The organism is Pseudomonas abieticivorans (genome assembly GCF_023509015.1).
Classification (GTDB): domain Bacteria; phylum Pseudomonadota; class Gammaproteobacteria; order Pseudomonadales; family Pseudomonadaceae; genus Aquipseudomonas; species Aquipseudomonas abieticivorans.
Window position 1 is genome coordinate 3,508,081 of record NZ_CP094975.1, and the last position, 22,440, is coordinate 3,530,520.

General features: G+C 63.8%; 16 protein-coding genes. 8 read left to right on the top strand and 8 right to left on the bottom strand.

What is annotated here, in order from left to right; translation table 11 throughout:
* Window positions 1-33: 33 nt before the first annotated feature.
* The 3 genes from L9B60_RS16100 (at window position 34) to ampE (ending at window position 3,743) form a co-directional block, all read left to right on the top strand.
* Window positions 34-2,250 carry a DUF1631 domain-containing protein gene (locus tag L9B60_RS16100; RefSeq protein ID WP_249671638.1) on the top strand — a complete coding sequence of 739 codons (2,217 nt, stop codon included), beginning with the start codon at window positions 34-36 and terminating at the stop codon, window positions 2,248-2,250.
* Between the two features lie 96 nt (window positions 2,251-2,346).
* Entirely contained in the window at window positions 2,347-2,910 is a 564-nt protein-coding gene (gene ampD, locus L9B60_RS16105) for a 1,6-anhydro-N-acetylmuramyl-L-alanine amidase AmpD (RefSeq protein ID WP_249671639.1), read from the top strand.
* Window positions 2,907-3,743: a regulatory signaling modulator protein AmpE gene (gene ampE, locus L9B60_RS16110; protein WP_249671640.1), complete on the top strand. Its 837-nt coding sequence runs from the start codon at window positions 2,907-2,909 to the stop codon at window positions 3,741-3,743. Before ampD ends, ampE begins: the two co-directional genes overlap by 4 nt.
* A 3-nt stretch (window positions 3,744-3,746) precedes the next feature.
* Here the strand turns inward: ampE and L9B60_RS16115 are convergent, their stop codons facing one another.
* Both L9B60_RS16115 and cra read right to left on the bottom strand, forming a co-directional pair.
* On the bottom strand, window positions 3,747-4,523 hold the full coding sequence (locus L9B60_RS16115) for a TatD family hydrolase (protein WP_249671641.1): 777 nt from the start codon (window positions 4,521-4,523) through the stop codon (window positions 3,747-3,749).
* 3 nt (window positions 4,524-4,526) lie between these two features.
* Window positions 4,527-5,522 carry a catabolite repressor/activator gene (gene cra / locus L9B60_RS16120; RefSeq protein ID WP_249671642.1) on the bottom strand — a complete coding sequence of 332 codons (996 nt, stop codon included), beginning with the start codon at window positions 5,520-5,522 and terminating at the stop codon, window positions 4,527-4,529.
* A gap of 350 nt (window positions 5,523-5,872) precedes the next feature.
* On the opposite strand from cra, the gene ptsP reads away from it, so the two are divergent.
* From ptsP to L9B60_RS16135, 3 genes are read left to right on the top strand one after another with little or no spacing between them, the layout of a single operon-like run.
* Window positions 5,873-8,734, top strand: coding sequence for a phosphoenolpyruvate--protein phosphotransferase (ptsP, locus tag L9B60_RS16125; protein WP_249671643.1), 2,862 nt, complete (start codon window positions 5,873-5,875; stop codon window positions 8,732-8,734).
* Entirely contained in the window at window positions 8,734-9,675 is a 942-nt protein-coding gene (pfkB, locus tag L9B60_RS16130; RefSeq protein WP_249671644.1) for a 1-phosphofructokinase, read from the top strand. Before ptsP ends, pfkB begins: the two co-directional genes overlap by 1 nt.
* Before the next feature lie 11 nt (window positions 9,676-9,686).
* Window positions 9,687-11,426, top strand: a complete 1,740-nt coding sequence (locus tag L9B60_RS16135; protein ID WP_249671645.1) for a PTS fructose-like transporter subunit IIB — start codon at window positions 9,687-9,689, stop codon at window positions 11,424-11,426.
* Between the two features lie 75 nt (window positions 11,427-11,501).
* Here L9B60_RS16135 and L9B60_RS16140 read toward each other — a convergent pair whose 3' ends face one another.
* Window positions 11,502-13,889, bottom strand: coding sequence for a PepSY domain-containing protein (locus tag L9B60_RS16140; RefSeq protein ID WP_249671646.1), 2,388 nt, complete (start codon window positions 13,887-13,889; stop codon window positions 11,502-11,504).
* 126 nt (window positions 13,890-14,015) lie between these two features.
* Window positions 14,016-16,331, bottom strand: a complete 2,316-nt coding sequence (locus L9B60_RS16145) for a TonB-dependent receptor (RefSeq protein ID WP_249671647.1) — start codon at window positions 16,329-16,331, stop codon at window positions 14,016-14,018.
* 208 nt (window positions 16,332-16,539) lie between these two features.
* Here L9B60_RS16145 and L9B60_RS16150 point away from each other — a divergent pair, with 208 nt between their 5' ends.
* Entirely contained in the window at window positions 16,540-17,220 is a 681-nt protein-coding gene (locus tag L9B60_RS16150) for a Fe2+-dependent dioxygenase (protein WP_249671648.1), read from the top strand.
* 2 nt (window positions 17,221-17,222) lie between these two features.
* Window positions 17,223-17,975: a tetratricopeptide repeat protein gene (locus L9B60_RS16155; protein WP_249671649.1), complete on the top strand. Its 753-nt coding sequence runs from the start codon at window positions 17,223-17,225 to the stop codon at window positions 17,973-17,975.
* A gap of 69 nt (window positions 17,976-18,044) precedes the next feature.
* Here the strand turns inward: L9B60_RS16155 and L9B60_RS16160 are convergent, their stop codons facing one another.
* From L9B60_RS16160 to L9B60_RS16175, 4 genes are all read right to left on the bottom strand, one after another.
* On the bottom strand, window positions 18,045-19,208 hold the full coding sequence (locus L9B60_RS16160) for a type III PLP-dependent enzyme (RefSeq protein ID WP_249671650.1): 1,164 nt from the start codon (window positions 19,206-19,208) through the stop codon (window positions 18,045-18,047).
* Window positions 19,209-19,700: 492 nt separating this feature from the next.
* On the bottom strand, window positions 19,701-20,870 hold the full coding sequence (locus L9B60_RS16165) for an osmoprotectant ABC transporter ATP-binding protein OsmV (protein ID WP_249671651.1): 1,170 nt from the start codon (window positions 20,868-20,870) through the stop codon (window positions 19,701-19,703).
* On the bottom strand, window positions 20,867-21,520 hold the full coding sequence (locus L9B60_RS16170; RefSeq protein WP_249671652.1) for an ABC transporter permease: 654 nt from the start codon (window positions 21,518-21,520) through the stop codon (window positions 20,867-20,869). Before L9B60_RS16170 ends, L9B60_RS16165 begins: the two co-directional genes overlap by 4 nt.
* A complete protein-coding gene (locus L9B60_RS16175) occupies window positions 21,517-22,434 on the bottom strand; it encodes a glycine betaine ABC transporter substrate-binding protein (protein WP_249671653.1) in 918 nt (305 codons plus the stop codon). The genes L9B60_RS16170 and L9B60_RS16175 overlap by 4 nt, the downstream gene beginning before the upstream one ends.
* Window positions 22,435-22,440: the final 6 nt, after the last annotated feature.

Below are 22,440 nucleotides of genomic sequence, written 5' to 3' on the forward strand. Positions count from 1 at the left end.
GTCATAGCTTTGACACCCTTTCAGGAGGACGGGATGCATAACGACGGGAAAGTAGTGCCTTTGAACAAGGCCGCTGCTGATCAGGCCAATCAGACGCCTTTGGCGCGCCTGCCCGTTGTGCTATTGCAACTGCGCGACAAGGCCGCCCAGCAGCTCAAGCAGGGCCTGCAAGCCCTGTTCGACAACGCCGACGACACCCTCTTTGAAATGGCCGACCGCGCCCAGAACAACGTCGACCAGAACACCTTCTTCGAAGCTATGCGCGACCTGCGCCTCAAGCGTAAAAGCATCGAGCGCGGCTTTCTCGAAAAATTCTACGAAGCCTTCGTTGCTATCGGCCAGTACGACGTGAGCGAGCCTGCCGTGGCAGTGGCCGTCAGTTACGACAAGCTGGCGCTGGTGCCTAACGACGAGCTGGAACGTACCGTGGCCCTCGACGCCATGGTGGCCAAGGTGATCAGCCGCGACGGCTTCGCGTTGGGGCAACTGACCACGCGGCTCAATGTGCTGGTGACCAAGCGCCTGGACGACGCCAGCAACCCCTTGGGCCCGGCGATGCTTTGCGACTACTTCCTGCAGGCCGGGCGCAACCTGGGCGTGGAAATCAAGGTCAAGCTGATCATTCTCAAGCTGTTCGAGAAGTACGTGCTGGCCAACACCGAGCTGCTGTACGCCGAAGCCAACCAGTTGCTGATCGCCACCGGCGTGCTGCCTGAACTCAAGGCGGCTCCGGCGCGGCGCGCCTCCGACCACACCCGCGAGCGCCCGCGCAGCACCCCGGCCAGCCCTGCCCACGCGGTCAGCCCGCCACTGGATGATGGCGTGGCCGAAGTATTTTCCGCGCTGCAAGACTTGTTGCACCAGATGCGCGGCAGCGTTGCGCCGCGCCTGGAAAGCAGTGTGCCGGTGCAGCCCATCTCCACCAGCGACCTGATGCGCCTGCTCTCGCACCTGCAGCAGTACGTGCCTAACTCCCAGGCGGCCCAGGACGACTACGACCTGCGCCACCAGCTTGAACAACTGCTGACCCGGGTCAGCGTCAAAAGCGGCAAGTCGCGCGTGGTGGGGGTGGTGGACGAGGATGTGATCAACCTGATCGCCATGCTTTTCGAATTCATTCTGGATGACCGCAACCTGCCGGACTCGCTGAAGGCGCTGATTGGCCGGCTGCAAATCCCGATGCTCAAGGTTGCGGTGCTCGACAAGAGCTTCTTCAGCCGCGGCAGCCACCCGGCGCGGCGCCTGCTCAACGAGATCGCCTCGGCGGCCATGGGCTGGGGCAACCGCGACGACTACCAGCGCGACAGCCTGTACATGCGCGTCGAACAGATCGTGCAGCGCCTGCTCAACGACTTTGTCGATGACCCGGCGCTGTTCTCCGAACTGCTGGTGGATTTCCTGGCCTTTAGCAACGACGAGCGCCGCCGCGCCGAGCTGCTGGAGCAGCGTACCCGTGATGCCGAGGAAGGCCGTGCCAAGGCTGAGCTGGCACGCCTGCGGGTGCAGCAAGAGCTCAACCAGCGCATGCTCGGCAAGGTGCTGCCCGAGGTGGTGGTGCGCCTGCTCGAAGAGGCCTGGAGCAAGGTGCTGTTGCTGTTGTGGCTCAAGCACGGCGACCACTCGGCCGAATGGCAGAGCGGCTTGGACACCATGGACGAGTTGATCTGGAGCGTCGAACCGCACGACGGCAGCGAAGCGCGCATGCGCCTGCTGGAGCTGGTACCGGGCTTGCTCAAGGCCCTGCGCGAGGGGCTGACCAGTTCGGCGTTCGACCCGTTCGCCACCAGCGAGTTTTTCAGCCAGCTCGAAGCGTTGCACGTGCAGGCCTGCCAGCGCGACCTGCAACAACCGACACGGGTGGAGGAGGGCGGCGGCACGCCGGCGATGGTGGCCGTGGTCGAGGAAATCATCCTCGGCGAGCCAGGCGAGCGCCCCACAGCCGACGCTCAGGTGCGCCTGCCCGACGACGATGCCGGCCTGTTGCTGGTCGACACTCTGCGCCCCGGCAGTTGGGTCGAGATCCAGGAAGATGACGAGCACCGCCTGCGCTGTAAGCTCACCGCGATCATCGAATCGAGCGGCAAATACATCTTCGTCAACCGCACCGGCATGAAGGTGCTGGAGAAGTCGCGCATGGGCCTGGCCGTCGAGTTTCGTCGCGGCAGCCTGCGTGTGCTCGACGACGCGCTGCTGTTCGACCGGGCGCTGGACTCGGTGGTCACCAACCTGCGCAAGCTCAAGGTCAAGTAGACCGGCCGCGTAACAACTCTTTCACCCCTGATGACTGCCCAGCGCGCCTTTGGCGCGGCATACTGGGCCATCGACCCGATCTGCCAAGGAACCTGTATGCAGCTGGACCCCGCAAGCGGCTGGTGCGACGGCGTGCCCCACTGCCCCTCGCCCAATTTCAACGAGCGCCCGGAAGCGGAAGTGTCCCTGCTGGTGATCCACAACATCAGCCTGCCGCCGGCGCAATTCAACACCGGCAAGGTTCAGCAGTTCTTCCAGAACCGCCTGGACCCCAGTGAACACCCTTATTTCGAAAGCATCAGCCACCTGCGCGTGTCGGCGCACTTTTTGATCGAGCGCGAGGGCCAGGTGACGCAGTTCGTCTCGTGCCTGCAGCGCGCCTGGCATGCCGGGGTGTCGACGTTCGAGGGGCGTGAAGCCTGCAACGACTTTTCCATCGGCATTGAACTGGAGGGCACCGACGAGCTGCCGTTCACCGATGACCAATACCAGGCCCTGACCCGCCTGACCGAACAGTTGCTGGCGCAGTTTCCCGGCATTACGGCGCAACGGATCACCGGCCACAGCGACATAGCACCGGGGCGCAAGACCGACCCGGGCCCGGCGTTCGACTGGCCGCGCTACTTGGCCGGCCTGCAAGGCAAAAAGGAGGCACGATGAGTTTTCTGGTGTTGTTGCTGGTGATCTGGACCGAGAAATTCTCGGGCTGGCGCCTGCGTATTCAGCGTGATCGCTATTACCTGGGCGAGCTCGCGCGCCTGGAGGCCTCGCCGCGCTTGGCCAAGGAGCCGTGGCTGGTGCTGGCGCTGTGGATACTGCTGCCGGCATTGCTGCTGACCTTGCTGCTGATGGTGCTCAAGCCCGTGGCCTATGGCTTGTTGGCCTTGCCCATTCACTTTCTGGTGGTGGTGTACAGCCTGGGCCGGGGCGACTTGCAAGCCACCATGGGCCCGTTCCGCGATGCCTGGCGCCGGGGTGAAGAGCAGGCCGCGCTGCACGTGGCCGAGCGCGACCTGGGCGTGACCGCCGAGAACGCGCCCTCGCTGCTGGAAAAAGTGCAGGCGCACATGCTCTGGCAGGCGTTCCAAAGCTTCTTCGCGGTGATCTTCTGGTACTTCGTGCTGGGCCCGGCGGTGGCACTCAGTTATCGCCTGTTGGCGTTGGCGGCCGAACACTCCAAGGTGCCCGCGGTGGCCGAGCGCGCCGCGCAGCTGCGCCATGCCTTCGACTGGGTACCGGTGCGCCTGCTGGCTGCGAGTTTTGCCCTGGTCGGCAACTTCGTCGCGGTCACCAAGGTGATGGTGCATGAACTGTTGAACTGGCACATCAGCGCCAAGCAGTTGATTGCCGACGTGGGCCACGTGGCTGGCGAGATCCCGGAGCCGGTGGTGGGCGCCGAGGGGGTCAGCAGTTTGAACAGCCTGTGGGAGCTGCTGCTGCGCTCGGCGGTGCTGTGGTACGCAGGCTTTGCCCTGTGGACGCTGTTTTACTGACCGCTACCAGCCAAACAGAGCGCAGGCGTTGGCGGTACTGGCGGCGGCCAGTTCGTCAGCGCTGACGTTCATCAACTCGGCCAGCGCCTGGGCGATGTGCGGTAGGTGCTCGGGGCTGTTGCGCAGGCCTGCGAACATCGCCGGCGCCATGTCTGGCGAATCGGTTTCCAGCACCACGCCGTCCAGCGGCAGGCCGGCTACCACCTGGCGCAGGCGCGAGGCCTGGGGCCAGGTCGGTGCGCCCCCCAAGCCCAGCTTGAAACCCAGCTTCAGGTATTCGTTGGCCTCTTCGCGGCTGCCGGCGAAGGCATGGATGATGCCGGCGCGCTTGAGCTTGAATTTTTTCAGGGCTGCGGTGATCGGCGCGTGGCTGCGACGCACGTGCAGCAATACCGGTAGTTCAAATTCGGCGGCCAGCTCAAGTTGCGCTTCAAACAGGCGTTGCTGGCGCTCGCGGTCCAGGTGCTCCACGTAGTAGTCCAGGCCAAACTCGCCCACCGCGCATAACTGGCGGTGCCCGGCCAGGCGTTCCAGCCAGCCGCGCAGTTCAACCAGGTGTTCGGCGCGGTGTTCATCCAGGTAAACCGGGTGCAGGCCGAACGCGGCGTACAGCTGACTGTCGTTTTGCACCAGCTCCCACAGGCGCTGCCAGTTTGGCTGGTGCACGCCCAATATCACCATGCGCTCCACGCCCAGTTGCCGGGCGTTGGCCAGCAATTGCGGCCGATCGCCATCGAACGCTGGGAAGTCCAGATGGGTGTGGGTGTCGATCAGCCGCACCGGTCAGGCCTCGAAGATGCGCTGTTTGTAGGTGCGCGGGATGGCGTGCACGCCGGGTTGGTAGGTCTTTTGCTCGACCACGGCCAGGGCCAGTTCCAGCGCCTTGTGGGCGATCAGGTCGTGTTGCTGGGCCACGGTGTTGATCGGCAGGGGCAAAAAGTCCAGCAACTGGGTGTCGCCAAATGTGCCCAGGTGCAGCGACTGGGAGTTCACCTCGCGGTTCTGCAGCACGTCGAACACGCCTTGCAGCAGCACGTAGGAGGTGGTCACCAGGGCGTCGGGCAAGTGACCCAGTTCCGCGACCAATTGCTGCATGGACTGGCGGCCGCCTTCGCGGTTGAAAGATTCGCTTTCGATCACCGTTACCTTGCCGGCAAACCCGTGCACGGCTTCGCGAAAGCCGGCCGCGCGGTCCTGGCTGATGCTCAGCTCCGGGCGGGCGCCGATCAGGGCGATGTGCTGGGGTTCGGGCACCAGCAGGCTGCGGGTCAGTTGCAGGCTGGCGTGGTGATCATCGCTGATCACTGAACAAAACTGGGCCGGGTCCATCAAACGGTCAATGGCGATCACCGGCAGGCCTTTGGCTTGCAGCTCACGGTAGCTGTCATCGCTGGCGGGCAGGCAGCTGGCCACGAACAGCGCGTCGCAGCGCCGGGCGCGGAACAGTTGCTGCAATTGCCGCTCGCTGGTCGGGTCGTCGTCGGAGCTGGCAATCAGCAACTGATAACCGTGGGCGCGGGCACCCTGTTCCAACAGCTTGGCGATACGCGCGTAGCTGGGGTTTTCCAGGTCCGGGAGGATAAAGCCCAAGGAACGGGTTTGCCGGCTGCGCAAACCGGCGGCCTGCGGGTTGGGCGTAAAACCGTGGGCTTCGACCACCGCCTGTACCCGCTCAACCGTGGTCTTGCTGATGCGTTGCTGCTGGGCCTTACCGTTGATCACGTAACTGGCGGTGGTAACCGAGACGCCAGCCAGACGGGCAATATCACTGAGTTTCAACCGGAAATTCCTTGTGTTACGGGGCATGGCGGCCAACTGAACCGCGCCTCCCCAGGCATTCTTACCCATCACGGCGACGCCTGGCAGGCGACCTTTGTTGCAAGGCCACCGACAGGTTGGGCTTCAATGGCTGAAGATTATCGGGTAACGTGCCAGTCATTCTAGATTAATCGTTTCAGCCGACGTATTTTCTGCCGCTTTATTTCTGTCGGACTGGTCAGGTTTCTGGATTGTCCAACAGGGCTGAGGGTGAACACCAGCCGGGTGCCGTCTTTTTATGCAATCGGCCCTATGCTGAATCTTTGACAACAATACCTTAGCGTCGTCTCGGCGCTACAAAGGAGATTGGAATGCTCGAGCTCACTATAGAGCAGATATCCATGGGCCAGACTGCCGTGGATAAACCCGCTGCCCTGCAATTGCTCGCCGACAAACTGGTGGCCGATGGGTTGGTCGCCGAGGGCTACCTCAACGGGCTGCAAGCCCGGGAAGCTCAGGGCTCGACCTTCCTCGGCCAAGGCATTGCCATCCCCCACGGCACCCCCGACACCCGCGACCTGGTGTTCGCCACCGGTGTGCGCCTGCTGCAATTTCCCGACGGCGTGGACTGGGGCGACGGCCAGATCGTGTACCTGGCCATCGGCATCGCGGCCAAGTCCGACGAGCATTTGCGCCTGCTGCAACTACTGACCCGCGCCCTGGGCGAAACTGACCTGGGCCAGGCCTTGCGCCGCGCGAGCAGCGCCGAGGCCTTGCTGAAACTGCTGCAAGGGGCGCCGCAAGAGCTGGCGCTGGATGCACAGATGATCGGCCTGGGGTTGCCTGCCGAAGACTTCGAAGAGCTGGTATGGCGTGGCGCGCGCCTGCTGCGTCAGGCCGAGTGCGTGAGCAACGGTTTTGCCGCCGTGCTGCAACAGGTTGAGGCGCTGCCTTTGGGTGATGGCCTGTGGTGGCTGCACAGCGAGCAAACTGTGAAAAAGCCGGGCCTGGCCTTTGTCACCCCCGAGCGCCCGCTGCGCTATTTGGGCCAGCCGCTGAACGGGCTCTTCTGCCTGGCAAGCCTGGGTGAAGCTCACCAGAATTTGCTGGAGCGCCTGTGCGCCTTGCTGATTGAAGGTCGCGGCTGCGAACTGGGCCGCGCCACCACCACCCGTGCGGTGCTGGAAGTGCTGGGCGGCGAAGTGCCGGCCGACTGGCCCAGCGCGCGCATCGGCCTGGCCAACGCCCACGGGCTGCATGCGCGCCCGGCGAAGATCCTGGCGCAGTTGGCCAAAAGTTTTGAGGGTGAGGTGCGCTTGCGCATCGTCGACAGCGCGGAGCCGGCCATCTCGGCCAAAAGCCTGAGCAAATTGTTGAGCCTGGGCGCTCGCCGTGGGCAGATCCTGGAGTTTATCGCCGAGCCAGGCGTGGCCGCCGATGCGCTGCCAGCGCTGATCGCTGCGGTAGAAGAGGGCCTGGGTGAAGAAATCGAGCCGTTGCCGCCGGTGGCTGTCGTGGCCGAAGAGGTGCTGGTGATCGCTGCCAAGGTCGAGGCACCGCTGCCCGGCACGCAGATCCAAGGCATCGCCGCCGCCCCTGGCATCGCCATGGGCCCGGCGCACATTCAAGTGCTGCGCGACATCGACTACCCGCTGCGCGGCGAGTCGCCGGCCCATGAACGCGAGCGCTTGCAAACGGCACTGGCCGAGGTGCGTGTCGACATCGAAGGGTTGATTGGGCGCAGCAAGTCCAAGGCGATCCGCGAGATTTTCGTCACCCACCAGGAGATGCTCGACGATCCCGAGTTGACCAACGAAGTTGCCAACCGCCTCAAGCAGGGCGATAGCGCGCAAGCAGCGTGGATGGCGGTGATCGAAGCTGCCGCCCGCCAACAAGAGTCGCTCAAGGACGCGCTGCTGGCCGAACGTGCCGCTGACCTGCGCGACATTGGCCGCCGCGTGCTGGCCCAACTGTGCGGCATCGAAACACCGCAAGCGCCCGACCAGCCCTACATTCTGGTAATGGACGAAGTCGGCCCGTCTGACGTCGCGCGTTTGGACCCGGCGCAAGTCGCCGGCATCCTGACCGCCCGTGGCGGCGCCACCGCCCACAGCGCCATCGTCGCCCGCGCGCTGGGCATTCCTGCCGTGGTCGGTGCCGGTGAGGCCGTGTTGCTGTTGGCCTCCGGTTGCCCCCTGCTGCTCGACGGCCAGCGCGGCAGCCTGATCGTGGCGCCCACCGACGAGGTGCGCCAACGCGCCATCGAGGAGCGCGAAACCCGAGCCCAGCGCCAGGAGGCTGCCGCCGCGCGGCGCACCGAAACTGCCGTGACCCGCGATGGCCACGCCGTGGAAGTGTTCGCCAACATCGGCGAAAGCGCCGGCGTGAAAGCGGCGGTAGAACACGGCGCCGAAGGCGTCGGCCTGCTGCGCACCGAACTGATTTTCATGGCCCACTCCCAAGCGCCCGATGAAGCCGTGCAGGAAGCCGAGTACCGCCGCGTGCTCGACGGCCTGGCCGGCCGGCCGTTGGTGGTGCGCACCCTGGACGTGGGCGGTGACAAGCCGCTGCCTTACTGGCCGATCGCCAAGGAAGAAAACCCCTTCCTGGGCGTACGCGGCATTCGCCTGACCCTGCAACGCCCCGACGTGATGGAAGGCCAGTTGCGCGCCTTGCTGCGCGCCGCCGACAACCGCCCGCTGCGCATCATGTTCCCGATGGTGGGCAGTGTCGAAGAGTGGCGCCAGGCCCGTGACATGACCGAGCGCCTGCGCCTGGAAATTCCCGTTGCCGACCTGCAACTGGGCATCATGATCGAAGTGCCGTCGGCCGCCTTGCTGGCGCCGGTGCTGGCCAAGGAAGTGGACTTTTTCAGTGTGGGCACCAACGACCTGACCCAGTACACCCTGGCCATCGACCGTGGCCACCCGACGCTGTCGGCCCAGGCCGACGGCCTGCACCCGGCCGTGCTGCAACTGATCGACATCACCGTGCGTGCCGCCCATGCCCATGGCAAGTGGGTGGGCATTTGTGGCGAGCTGGCGGCGGACCCGCTGGCGGTGCCGGTGCTGGTGGGCCTGGGTGTGGACGAGTTGAGCGTTTCGGCGCGCAGCATTCCCGAAGTCAAGGCCGGGGTGCGTGAACTCACCCTGGTAGAGGCACAACAGCTGGCGCAACAGGCGCTGGCACTGGGCAGCGCCAGCGAAGTGCGCGCCCTGGTGGAGAACCGTTAATGGCCAAGATCCTGACCCTGACCCTGAACCCGGCGCTGGACCTGACCGTGGAGCTCAATGCCTTGCTGCCAGGCGAGGTCAACCGCAGCCTGGCGATGCACAGCCATGCCGCTGGCAAGGGCCTGAACGTGGCGCAGGTGCTGGCTGACCTGGGCCATGAGCTGACCGTGGGTGGTTTTCTGGGCAGCGCCAATGCGTTGCCCTTTGACGAGTTGTTCAAGGCGCGCGGCTTTACCGATGCGTTTATTCGCGTGCCCGGCGAAACCCGCAGCAACATCAAGCTGGCCGAAGCCGGCGGGCGCATCACCGATCTGAACGGCCCGGGCCCGCACGTCGACGATGAAGCCCAGCAGCAATTGCTCACCCTGCTCGAAACTGTCGCCCCCGGTCACGACGCCGTGGTGGTGGCCGGCAGTTTGCCCCGTGGCGTGAGTGCGCAGTGGTTGCAAGCTTTGCTCGAACGCCTGGTGGCGATGGGCTTGAAAGTGGCTCTGGACACCAGCGGTGCCGCCTTGCGCGCAGGCCTGGCCACGCAACCCTGGCTGATCAAACCCAACACCGACGAGTTGGCCGAGGTGCTCGGCAGCCCGGTCGAGTCGCCGGCTGAGCAATGGGCCGTGGCCCAGCGGCTGCATGCCCGGGGCATCCAGAACGTGGTGGTGTCGCAAGGGGTCAAGGGCGTGAGCTGGTTTGGCGCAGCCCCCGACTTGCACGCCATGCCGCCGATGGTCGACGTCGCCAGCACCGTGGGTGCCGGTGACTCGCTGCTGGCCGGCATGGTGCACGGCTTGCTCAGCAACCACACACCCGAACAGACCCTGCGCACCGCCACGGCGATTGCCGCCATGGCGGTCACCCAGATCGGCTTTGGCATTAACGACACGGACCACCTGGCGCGGCTGGAAAGCGGCGTCTGCGTTCGCGCACTGACAGAACAATAAGAGGGGTTGCAATGAAACTTGCCATCATCACGGCTTGCCCCAGCGGCAAGGTTTCCAGTGTGCTCAGTGCGCGCCTGCTCGACGCCGTGGCCCAGCGCCAAGGCTGGAGCACCAGCGTTGAAGTGCACGACCCGGCCCAGCCGGAAAAACGCCTGTCCCAGGCCATCATCGACGCGGCCGACTGGGTACTGGTGGTGAACACCGGCGCCCTGGACCTGAGCCGCTTCGCCGGCAAGCGTCTGTACCAGAGCACCCCGGCCTACGCCCTGCAAGACACGGATGCCTTCCTGCGCATGGCCGCCGACCAGGCCACGCCCTACCAGGCGCCGGCACAAGCGGCAGTTGCACCCGCCGTCGAGCGTGCTCCACGGTTGGTGGCGATCACCGCCTGCCCAACCGGCGTGGCGCACACCTTTATGGCCGCCGAGGCCCTGCAAACCGCCGCCAAGCAATTGGGCTATGAGTTGCAGGTGGAAACCCAAGGCTCGGTCGGCGCGCGCAACCCGTTGAGCGCCGCCACCATCAGCGACGCCGATGTGGTGCTGCTGGCCTGCGACATCGAAGTGGCCACCGAGCGCTTCGCCGGCAAGCGCATCTTCCGTTGCGGCACCGGCATTGCCTTGAAGCAGGCGCAAGCCACGCTGAAAAAAGCCCTGGCCGAAGCCAAGGAAGAAAGCGCCTCCAACGCTAGCGGCTCGGCCCCGGCCAAGCAGGAAAAAACCGGCGTCTACAAACACCTGCTCACCGGCGTGTCGTTCATGCTGCCGATGGTGGTGGCGGGCGGCTTGATGATCGCGCTGTCGTTCGTGTTCGGCATTACCGCGTTCAAGGAGCCGGGCACCCTGGCCGCCGCCTTGATGCAGATCGGCGGCGAAACCGCCTTCAAACTGATGGTGCCGTTGCTGGCCGGTTACATCGCCTACTCCATCGCCGACCGCCCGGGCCTGGCGCCGGGGATGATCGGTGGCTTGCTGGCAAGCACCCTGGGCGCAGGTTTTATCGGTGGCATCGTCGCAGGCTTCATCGCCGGCTACGCGGCCAAGGCGATCAACCGCTACGCACGCCTGCCGGCCAGCCTTGAGGCCTTGAAGCCGATCCTGATCATCCCGCTGTTCGCCAGCCTGTTCACGGGCCTGGTGATGATCTACGTGGTGGGCAAGCCGGTGGCTGGCATGCTCGAGGCGCTGACGCACTTCCTCGACAGCATGGGCACCACCAACGCCTTGCTGCTGGGCGTGCTGCTGGGCGGCATGATGTGCGTCGACCTGGGCGGGCCGATCAACAAGGCCGCCTACGCGTTCTCGGTGGGCCTGCTGGCCTCCAACAGCTACGCACCCATGGCCGCTACCATGGCCGCGGGCATGGTGCCGCCGATCGGCCTGGGCATCGCCACCTTTTTGGCCCGCCACAAGTTTGCCCAAAGCGAACGTGAAGCGGGCAAGGCAGCGCTGGTGCTGGGGCTGTGCTTTATCTCCGAAGGGGCGATTCCCTTTGCCGCCAAAGACCCGTTGCGGGTAATCCCGTCGAGCATCGCCGGTGGTGCATTGACCGGTGCGCTGTCGATGTACTTCGGCTGCAAGCTGATGGCGCCGCACGGTGGCTTGTTCGTGATGCTGATACCGAATGCGATCAACCATGCGCTGCTGTATTTGCTGGCGATCGTGGCGGGTTCGTTGCTGACGGCGGTGGTGTATTCGGTGGTCAAGCGGCCGGAGATGGTGGAGTTGGCGGTGGAGCCGGTTAAGGCTTGAGGGCCCCTTCGCGGATAAATCCGCTCCTACAGGAGCGGATTTACCCGCGAAGCTACCGACACGTAGCGTGAGTGGTCAGTAAACGTCGCGTCGATACCGCCCCAGCTCCACCAACTGCTCCACCCCCTCAACCCCAAGCACCTCGCGCAACACCTGATCCACCCCTGCCGCCATCCCTTGCAGGCTGCCACACACGTAGATCACCGCACCGTCATCAACCCAGGCACGCAGTTCATCCGCTGCTTCACGCAGCTTGTCCTGCACATAGACCTTTTCGGCCTGGTCCCGCGAGAACGCCAGATCAAGCCGGGCTAAGCCCGCCCCCAGCAACTCATCACGCAGGTAGAAATCGTGGGCCTGGTTGCGTTCGCCAAACACCAGCCAATTGCGCGAATACCCCGCCGCGATACGCGCCTGGAGCAAGCTGCGCAGCCCGGCAAGGCCTGTGCCGTTGCCGATCAGAATCACCGGTGCATCATCGGCTGGCTGATGAAAGCCGCTGTTACGCCGCAGGTGCAGGCTGATGGCCGAGCCCAAGGGCGCGTGCTCTGTCAGCCAGCCAGAGCCCAGGCCCAGGCTGCCGTCGGGGTGGCGCTCCTGGCGCACGATCAGTTCCAGCACGCCGTGGCTTGCGATGGAGGCGATCGAGTATTCGCGCGGCTGGGTGTCCAGCGGCACGTCGGTGCTCAAGCGCGGTTTAACCTCGATCAGGTCGCCCGCTTCCCATTGGCGTGCCGAAGGTGGAGTAAGGCCCAACAGGTACACCGGCGAGCCTGCGCTGTCGGGGTTCAGCAGTTCGCGCTGGCTCAGCGTCCAGTCTTCGAACAGTGGCGCTTGCCAGGTCACGGTGGGTTGCGCGCCGGTGAGTCTGCCCAGTTGCGCCTGCCAGTGTTGCAGGCCGTGCGGGTCTGCACTGTCGACTTCGACGGGGGCGAACGCGCTGCGCGCGCCACGGGTGCCAAGCCAATGGTGCAGGCGCCGGGCAAAGCCGCAGAACTGCGGGTACTGGCGGTCGCCCAGGGCCAGCAGGGCATAGTTCAGGTGGTCCAGCACCCACGGCTGGCCGAGCACCTTGCGCTCGAAACCACGGGCGCTGTCGGGGGCCTGGCCGTCGCCGAAGGTGCTGATCACAAACAGCGCGTTGCTGGTTTTATGCAGGTCGGCCTGGGTCAGGCTGGCCAGTGATTGCACGCGCACCGGCACACCCGCGGCCTGCAATTGGCCGGCGCTTTGCCAGGCCAGTTGTTCGGCAAAACCGCTTTGGCTGGCAAAGCCGATCAGCCACGATGCCGGGTGCGCGGCGGGGTTGTTCAGGCCTTGGCGGGCCAGGCGTACTTGGCGCTTTTTGCGGCGGCGGTCCAGGTACAGCAGCCAGCCGGTGACGAAGAACAGCGGCATGGTCAGCGCGGCCAGGGTGACCACGATGCGCCCGATCAAGCCGAAGTAGCTGCCCACGTGCAACGCGTAGTTACTGGTGAGCAGTTGCGCCGACAGGCTTTTGTCGGCGTAGCGCTCAACGTTGCTGACCTTGCCGGTGGCCGGGTCCAGGTTGATCATGTTCAGCGCGCGGTCGTGGGGCGAGGTGCTCAGCAGGTAGAACACCGTGGCAGGCATGTTGCCGGCCGGTGGCAGGCGCAGGTTGTAGGCGTTCAGCTCAGGCCCTGCGGCTTTCTGGATACTGGCCCAGACCGCATCGTAGTCCACCACCAGCGGGGGCTGGTCTTTGGCGACTTCGGGTGGGCCGCGACGGCCACGGCCTTCGCCACCTTTGCGCTCCTGGCCGGCGGCGGGCTTGTCACCCAGCAGTTGGGTCAGGCCGTTGCGGGTCCAGTCGTAAGACCAGTAAAGGCCCGTGGTGGCCAGCAGCAGGTACACCACCATGCACCAGGTGCCGAACACGGCGTGCAGGTCCCAGTTGAAGCTGCGGCCCTTTTTGGCCCAGTCCAGGGTCAGCCACACGCGCCAGTTCAGCGGTTTGCGCGGCCAGCGCAGGTACAGCCCGGTCAGGCAGAAAAACACCAGGATCAGGGTGCAGGCGCCGGTGATCTGCTTGCCGACTTCACCCATGGCCAGCCAGCGGTGCAGGTTGAGCACCAGGCCGAAGAAATCCTGGCCGTTGACGTCGCCGGTCAGCTCGCCGGTGTACGGGTCGAAATAGCGCATGGGCCCGCGGCGTTCGCCCGGGGGCGGGGCGTAGAACACCCGCGCGGCGTTGTCGCTTTGGGTCTCGACCCACAGCATGGTGACCTTCTCGCCTTGCGCGGCCTCCAGTTTTTGCGTCAGTACGCTGGGCGCCAATGCGCCGCTGTCCAGCACTTGGACCTTGAGCGAGTCGGGGTTGAGCGCGCGCAGGATTTCATCCTGGAACGATACCATGGCACCGGTAATGCCCATGAATGCCAGCACCAGCCCGGCGGTGATGCCAAAAAACCAATGCAGTTGAAACAGTGTTTTCTTCAACACTTCAAGCCACCATGCCCTGCAGAAAAAGAGACCGCGGCGCGCATTATGCCGCATTTATTGCGAATGCATCTCAACCACGAAAAAGCCCCGCTCACCGAAATGGGCGGGGCTTTTCACCAACCTCACTTAAAAGTGGAAGTTGGTGCTGAACAACACGGTGCGGCCGGCGGCCTGGTTGGCGAAGTGCGCGGCGTAAGCCTTGTCGTAGTAGACCTTGTCGGTCAGGTTTTGCACGTTGACCTGGAAGTCGACGTTCTTGTTCAGCTTGTAGCTGGCCATGGCGTCGTAGCGGGTGTAGGACGGTACGTACACGGTATTGGCCGTGTCGCCATACACTTCGCCGACGTAGAAGGCACCGCCACCGATGGTGACTTTTGGCATCAACTCGTAGGTGGTCCAGATGCTGGCGCTGTTTTTAGGCACGTTAGGCATCTCGTTGCCTTTCTGCGAAACGGCACCCACGGTGACTGCGCCGTTGCGGCCGACCAGGCCTGGGTCTACCAGCTCGCTTTTCAGGTAGCTGTAGTTGGCGAACAACTGCCATTTTTCGGTGATCTTGCCGCTGGCCGACAGCTCGACGCCATCCACGCGGGACTCGCCGGCGTTGGTGTAGGTGTTGCTGGAGGTCAGCACGCGGGTGTTGGTTTTCTCGGTGCGGAAGATCGCGCCGGTCAACGACAGGCGGTCGTGGAACAGGTCCCACTTGGTGCCTACTTCGTAGTTCTTGGTGGTTTCTGGCTCAAGGTCGCTGGCCAAAGTGCTGTTGCCGGCGGTCAGCGGGTTGCCGTCGCTGCCTTCGTTGAGCATGGCGCCTGGCGGGGTGGCCGAGGTGGCGAACGAGGTGTAGATGCTGCCGTTTTCGGTAGGCTTGAACACCACGCCTGCCTGCCAGGTCCAGAAGTTGCTGTCGTTCTTGGTCTTGCCGGTGGTGGTGTTGTTGGCCTTGGTGTCGAAGCTGTCGTAGCGCGCACCCAGGTTCAGCAGCCATTGCGGGTCCAGTTCGATGGTGTCGAAGGCGTAGATGGCGCGGGTGTCGGCGGTGGTCTTGGTGCCCGCGTAGTTGCGGCTGATGGTGCCGGTGTAGGCGTCGTTCGGGTTAGGGTCGCTCAACGAGGTGCAGGTACCGCCGTTGCTTTCACCCACCTGGCAGCCAGCACCGCCTGGCGAGGTAGCGCCGGGGTTGCTGTTGGCCGGGTTGGCAAAGGTGTAGCCGGTGACCTTGCTCTCTTCACGGGTAATTTCGATACCGGTGGAGTAGTTGTTCTTGAAGCCTGCCAGGTTGAACTCGCCAAACAGATCGGTCTGGTTGGTGGTGGTTTCGGTGGTGCTGACACGGGCGTTGGCACGGCGCCACACAGTACCGAAGCGGTTCACGTTGTGCTGGCTGTCGTCCGGTTGGGTGAGGATGTAGTCCTGGCCGCTGCTGCCGTGGCGCAGGGTGTTCTTCACGGTCATGGTGTCGTTTAGATCGTGTTCGAAACTGATGGTGCTGATGTCGGCGCGGGTCTTGCGGAAGTCACGGTCTTTGAGGCCGTAGAAGTTGTTGCTGTCGCCGCCATCGGTGGGCTTGTCGTGCACGTGCACGGCGGTGGCCGAGTTGGAGCCGTAGCCGTACGGAATGCCCGAGTCCGGCAGGTCGTTGCTTTCCATGTGGTAGTAGCTGAAGTTGACGCGGGTGGGTGTGCCCAGGCCAAAGGTCAGCGACGGTGCCACGCCCCAGCGGTCGTAGTTGATCGAGTCGCGGCCGCTGACGTTCTGCTCGTGGCTCATCAGGTTCAGGCGGAACGCCGCGGTGTCGAGGAACTTGCGGTTCACGTCCAGGGTGTAGCGGCGGGTCTGGTCGGAGCCGTAGGTGAAGCCGGCATCCAGGAAGTCGTTTTCCTTGGGCTGCTTGCTCACCAGGTTCAGGCTGCCGCCGGCGGCGCCACGGCCACCAAAGGTGGAGTTGGGGCCTTTGCTGACTTCGATCGATTCGATGTCGAAGATCTCGCGGGTTTGCGCGCCGGTGTCACGCACGCCGTCCAGGTAGGTGTCGCCCTGGGCGTCGAAGCCACGGATGATCGGGCGGTCGCCCTGGGGGTTGCCGCCTTCGCCGGCACCAAAGGTGATGCCCGAGACCGTGCGCAGCGCGTCCTGCAGGTTGGTGGCGTTGGTGTCTTTCAACACTTGCTGCGGGATCACGGTGACCGAGCGCGGGGTGTCCACCAGTGGCGCGGTGTACTTGGGTGACGAGGCCTTTTGCACCTGGTAGGACTGGGCCTCCTGGGCTTCACCGGTAATGCTGGTGGCGTCCAGGGCAATCGACTTGCCGGTGGTTTTCGCGTCGGTGTCTTCAGCGGCGTGGGCCAACTGCACGGCGGAAGTCGCCGTCAGCGCCATGCCGATGGCAGAGGCAAGTAAGCGAGGTGAACTGACCGGGACTTGCACGTGTTGACGCGACATATTTTTAGCCTTCCCCAAGGTAACGAGGCGGCGGAATATATTGTAAACACGTATTTGTATCAATTGAGACAGATTACTATTCGCACTGAATTTACATTCTTTACACATTTGCGTTACGGTTTCTGACGATTCGTTCGTCCGGGCGGTTGTACACAGTCAATGGGAATCAATATCATCGACATCCCGTTCGCTCTCTGGTGCCTTGGCCATGCTTCTACACATTCCCGCCCTGTTTTCCCGCGAGGAAGTGCTGCGCATTCGCGAAGCGCTGGAGCAGGCCGACTGGGCCGATGGCAAGATTACCGCCGGCCACCAATCGGCCAAGGCCAAGCACAACCTGCAGTTGCCCGAAGGCCACCCGCTGGCCGTGGAAATTGGCGCCGCGTTGCTGGAGCGCCTGTGGGCCAACCCGTTGTTTATGTCGGCGGCGTTACCCAACAAGGTGTTCCCACCGTTGCTCAACTGTTACAAGGCCGGCGGCAGCTTCGGCTTCCACGTCGACAACGCCGTGCGCCAGCCCAAGGGCAGCGTCGAGCGGGTGCGCACCGACCTGTCCTCGACGCTGTTTTTCAGCGACCCCGAGGACTACGACGGCGGCGAACTGGAGATCCAGGACACCTTCGGCACCCGCCAGGTCAAGCTGCCGGCCGGTGACCTGCTGCTGTACCCCAGCACCAGCCTGCACAAGGTCAACGCCGTGACCCGTGGCGCGCGCTATGCCTCGTTCTTCTGGACCCAAAGCCTGGTGCGCGAGGACAGCCAGCGCGCGTTGCTGTTTGAAATGGACGGCGCCATCCAGCAACTGAGCCGCGACGTGCCCGATCACCCCTCGCTGATCCAGCTCACCGGCACCTACCACAACCTGTTGCGCCGCTGGGTCGAGGTCTGAGCATGTTCAACCTGCGCCGTGAAGACGTGCTCGACGGCGAGCAACTGGCGGCCATGCTCAACGCCAACCCGGCCCAGGCCGCGCAGGCGATTGTGTCGGCTGCCCGCGCCGAGCTGGTCGACGCCCAGGCTTTGCTGGGGCAGATCCTGTTGGACGGGCAGGGCATCGAGCGCGACCCCGTGCTGGCCCGGCGCTGGTTTGAGATCGCCGCGCGGCGCGGCCACCTGATGGCGCGCAACATGCTCGGCCGCTGCCTGGAGCACGGCTGGGGCGGCGACGCCGATGCCACGCTGGCCGCCACCCATTACCGCCAGGCGGCCATGGGCGGCCTGGACTGGGGGTTGTACAACTACGCCAATTTGCTGGGCACCGGCCGCGGCGTGCCCCTGGACCATGGCCAAGCGCTGGCCTGCTACCGGCGGGCCGCCGAAATGGGCCATGCCAAGTCGATGAACCTGTACGGGCGTTATCTTGAGCGCGGCCTGGCCTGTGCGGTGGACGTGCCGCAGGCGTACGCCTGGTATCGGCGCTCGGCCGAGGCGGGGGATTTTCGCGGGCAGTTCAGCCATGCGGCGGTGTTGGCGGATCAGGGGTTGATCGATCAGGCGCTGCAGTGGCTTGGGGTGGCGTTGGCGGGTGGCAATCTTAATTTCTTGCGGGTGAGTGGGCCGGCGTTGTTGCAAGCGGCTGATCCACGGATTCAGGCAATGGCGGTGGAGTATCAGGCGCGGGCAAGCGTGTTGGCTGGCGCCTGAGGGTCGCGGACCTGACACCCGACAAAAAAGCCCGGCATGCAGGCCGGGCTTTCATCACTGCAGAAGCGCTTAGATGTAGAACGACTTCAGTGGCGGGAAGCCGTTGAACTCGACTGCGCTGTAGCTGGTGGTGTACGCACCGGTCGACAACCAGTACAGGCGGTCACCAATGGCCAGGTTCAGTGGCAGGCCGTACTTGTAGTTCTCGTACATGATGTCGGCGCTGTCGCAGGTTGGGCCGGCGATCACCACTTCTTCCACTTCGCCTTTTTTCTCGGTCCAGATCGGGAACTTGATGGCTTCGTCCATGGTTTCGATCAGGCCGCTGAACTTGCCCACGTCGGTGTATACCCAACGCTCCACGGCGGTGCGGGATTTACGCGCCACCAGTACCACTTCGCTCACCAGGATGCCGGCGTTGGCGATCAGCGAGCGGCCTGGCTCCAGGATGATCTCTGGCAGGTCATCGCCGAAGTCTTCCTTCAGGAAGCGGATGATCTCTTCGGCGTAGGTTTCCAGGCTGTTGGTACGGGTGATGTAGTTGGCCGGGAAGCCGCCACCCATGTTGATCAGCTTGAGGGTGATGCCGTCTTCTTCCTTCAGGCGCTCGAAGATTACCTTCACCTTGGCGATGGCCGCGTCCCACACGCTGATGTCGCGCTGCTGCGAGCCTACGTGGAAGGAAATGCCGTAAGGCACCAGGCCCAGGTCACGAGCCAGGATCAGCAGGTCCATGGCCATGTCGGTCTGGCAGCCGAACTTGCGTGACAGGGGCCAGTCGGCAGTGGTGGAGCCTTCAGTCAGGATACGCACGTAGACTTTGGAGCCCGGCGCGGCCTTGGCAATGTTGCGCAGGTCAGCTTCGGAGTCGGTGGCGTACAGGCGCACGCCCTTGTCGTAGAAGTAGCGGATGTCCTTGGACTTCTTGATAGTGTTGCCGTAGCTGATGCGGTCCGGGCCAACGCCCTGGTTCATCACCTTGTCCAGTTCGTAGATCGAGGCGATGTCGAAGTTCGAGCCCTTGTCGCGCAGCAGGTCGATGATTTCGACGGCTGGGTTGGCCTTGACCGCGTAGTACACCTTGGCGAATTCGAAACCGGCGCGCAGGTCGTCGTACGCCTGGCTGATCATGGCGGTGTCGATGAGTACGAACGGGGTTTCTTGCTTGTCGGCGAACGCCTTCATTTTGTCAAAAGTGGCGCGCGCGAAATAGTCTTCGACCTGGATCGACATGCTAGGGACTCCTAGTGGCAAACTCGTTGATTAAATGGGTGCAAATGAACGCCCTCCGTATCCCCACTTTGGTTCGCCTACTTCCCAAGGCATGTCGCCGAAAGCAAAAAGGCCATCAGAAGAGAGGACTCCCACATGGCCTTGCTGTCTCGTCGTCAGTACTTGAGCCGGATGGATCGTTTCCAGCATGGACGTTCGGCGCGAACTTTAGGACGTGAGGGGCTCAAGATCAACTAAAAATGTCGCGTTTTTACACACGTTCGTCGCGACTGCAGTTCAGCCACTTATCTAACCGACCGATATGACAGGCTGATGTTCCCCCCCGTCGGGCGGATCAATGGGGGACGGCCTGGTTTAATGGGAAGCGTTACTATTTGTGCGCTTCGGGGATCTACGTGGGGTTCTAGAACGTGTGACGGCTTTCGCGGATAAATCCGCTCCTACAGAGTAACCCTGCAGGAGCGGATTTATCCGCGAACCAGACGCCGCCGATCAGGCCGCCGGAGACTGCTCCACCAAATCAGCCGGCGAGACGATGTTGGTCTTCATGCCGCGCGAACGGCCCGAGCTCAGGTACGCCGCGATGGACTCCTGGGTCACCTCGCCCAGGAACACGTTCTCGGCATCGAGCACCGGCAACCATGCGCGGTTGAACTCGTACATGCGCGACAGCAGGATGCGCAGGTGCTCGTCATAGGCGGCGGTGGCGTTGAATGGGCGCAGGTAGTCCTGGCAGGTGCCTTGCTGGCGGTGCAGGTCGCGGCGGCGCACGTAGCCCATGGCTTTGTTCTGCGCGTCGGTCATGACCACGTAGCGGCGGTCGTGTTCGTCCATCAGTTCCAGGGCCTCGGCCACCGGCGTTTGCGGGCTTACCGACGGTGCGTTGTCGGCAGCGTCTTCGGCCTTTACCAACAGCAGGCGCTTGAGGGTGCTGTCCTGGCCGACGAAGTTGCTGACGAAGTCGTCCACCGGGTGCGCCAGCAGCGTGTCCGGGTGGTCGATCTGCAGCAGTTTGCCGGCGCGGAAGATGGCGATCTTGTCACCCAGCTTGATGGCTTCGTCGATGTCGTGGCTGACCATGATCACGGTCTTGTTCAGCGCGCGCTGCATTTCGAAAAACTCGTTCTGGATCATCTCGCGGTTGATCGGGTCCACGGCGCCGAACGGCTCATCCATCAACAGCAATGGCGCGTCGGCCGCCAGCGCACGGATCACGCCGATGCGCTGTTGCTGGCCACCGGACAGTTCGCGCGGGTAGCGATGCAGGTACTGCTTGGGCTCCAGCTTGATCATGCTCATCAATTCGCGGGCACGGTCGTGGCATTTCTGCTTGTCCCAACCCAGCAGGCGTGGCACCACGGTGATGTTCTCCTCGATGGTCATGTTGGGGAACAGGCCGATCTGCTGGATCACGTAGCCGATGTTGCGGCGCAGGGTCACTTCGTCAAGGCCGGTGGTGTCTTCGCCATTGATCAATACCTTGCCGGAGGTCGGCATGATCAGGCGGTTGATCATTTTCAGCGTGGTGCTTTTACCGCAGCCCGAAGGCCCGAGGAATACGCAGATCTCGCCTTCGTTGACGGTCAGGCTCACGGAGTCCACGGCTTTGACTGCTTTGCCGTTGCTTTGAAAAGTCTTGGTCAGGTTTTGAAGTTCGATCATTTGAGTAATCCTTTTGGAGTCAGGGCGCGTTGCAGCCATTGCAGGAACAGGTCGGCAATAATTGCCAAAACACTGACCAGCACGGCGCCGACGATGAGCATGGACATGTCGCTGCGACTGATGGAAGTGAGGATAAGTACGCCCAGGCCGCCGGCGCCGATGGTGGCGGCGATGGTCATCACGCCGATGTTCATCACCACGGCGGTGCGCACGCCGGCGAGGATCACCGGCACGGCGATGGGCAGTTCGACCATGCGCAGGCGCTGGCCGAAGGTCATGCCGATGCCTTTGGCGGCTTCACGGATGCCCGGTTCCACGCCGGTCAGGGCCAGGTAGGTGTTGCGCATGATGGGCAGCAACGAGTACAGGAACACCGCGGTGATAGCCGGCATCGGCCCCAGGCCCTGGCCGAACTTGGAGTAGAACGGCAACAGCAGGCCGAACAGGGCGATCGACGGAATGGTCAGCAGCACCGTGGCGCTGGCTTGCAGCGGGCCGGCCAGGCTGGGGAAGCGGGTCATCAGCACGCCCAGGGGCACGCCTACGACAATTGCCAGGGTCACGGCAACGCCCACCAAGGTGATGTGCTGCCAGGTCAGGTGCAGCACCAGGGCCCAGTCGAGGTGGGAAAAGGTATCGAGAAAACTCATGGCTGCTCCTTCGCGGCGTTGGCGGGCAGCGGGTGCTGGCGCAGGAAGTCGGCGGCCACCACGCTGGGGCTCTGGTGTTCGACGTCGACCTTGGCGTTCAGTTGGCGCATGGTTTCATCGTCCAGCGACTCGGCCAGTGGCTTGAGCAACGGGGCCAGGTCCGGGTGGGCGTCGAGGAACACCTGGCGCACCACGGGGGCTGCGGTGTAGTCGGGGAAGTAGTGCTTGTCGTCTTCCAGCAGCTTGAGGTGGAAGGCGTTCAGGCGCCCGTCGGTGGTGTACACCAGGCCCGTGAATACCTGGCCGTTGCGCAGGGCGGTGTAGACCAGGCCGGCGTCCATCTGGCGGATGTCGTTGCGGGTGAATTTCAAGTCGTAGGTCTTGGTCAGCCCCACCAGACCGTCGGAACGGTTGGCGAACTCGGTGTCCAGCGCCAGCACGTGGCCCTTCTTCGGTTCGTCCAGCAGCACCTGGTTCAGTTGGCTGATGGTGTTCACCTGCGGGTATTGCTTGGCGACTTCTTCAGGCAGCGCCAAGGCGTAAGTGTTGCTGAACTTGGAAGGCGCGAGCCACGCCAGGCCTTTTTTCGCGTCCAGCTCTTTCACCCGGGCGTAAGTGGCGGCGCTGTCGAGTTTTTCATCGACATGGTTGTAGGACACCAGCGACACGCCGGTGTATTCCCACACCATGTCCAGTTGGCCGGTTTCCTGGGCACTGCGCGCCAGGGTGCTGCCCAGGCCGCCGGTGGTCCGTACGTCGTAGCCACGGGCATTGAGGTACTGGGCGGTAATTTCGGCCAGGATGGTTTGTTCGGTGAACACTCGGGCGCCCAGGCGGATCACTGGCTTTTGCGCAGCGTGGGCAACGCCTGTGCACAGCAGGGCCAGGCCCAGCAGCATGCATAACTTCTTCATAGCAGT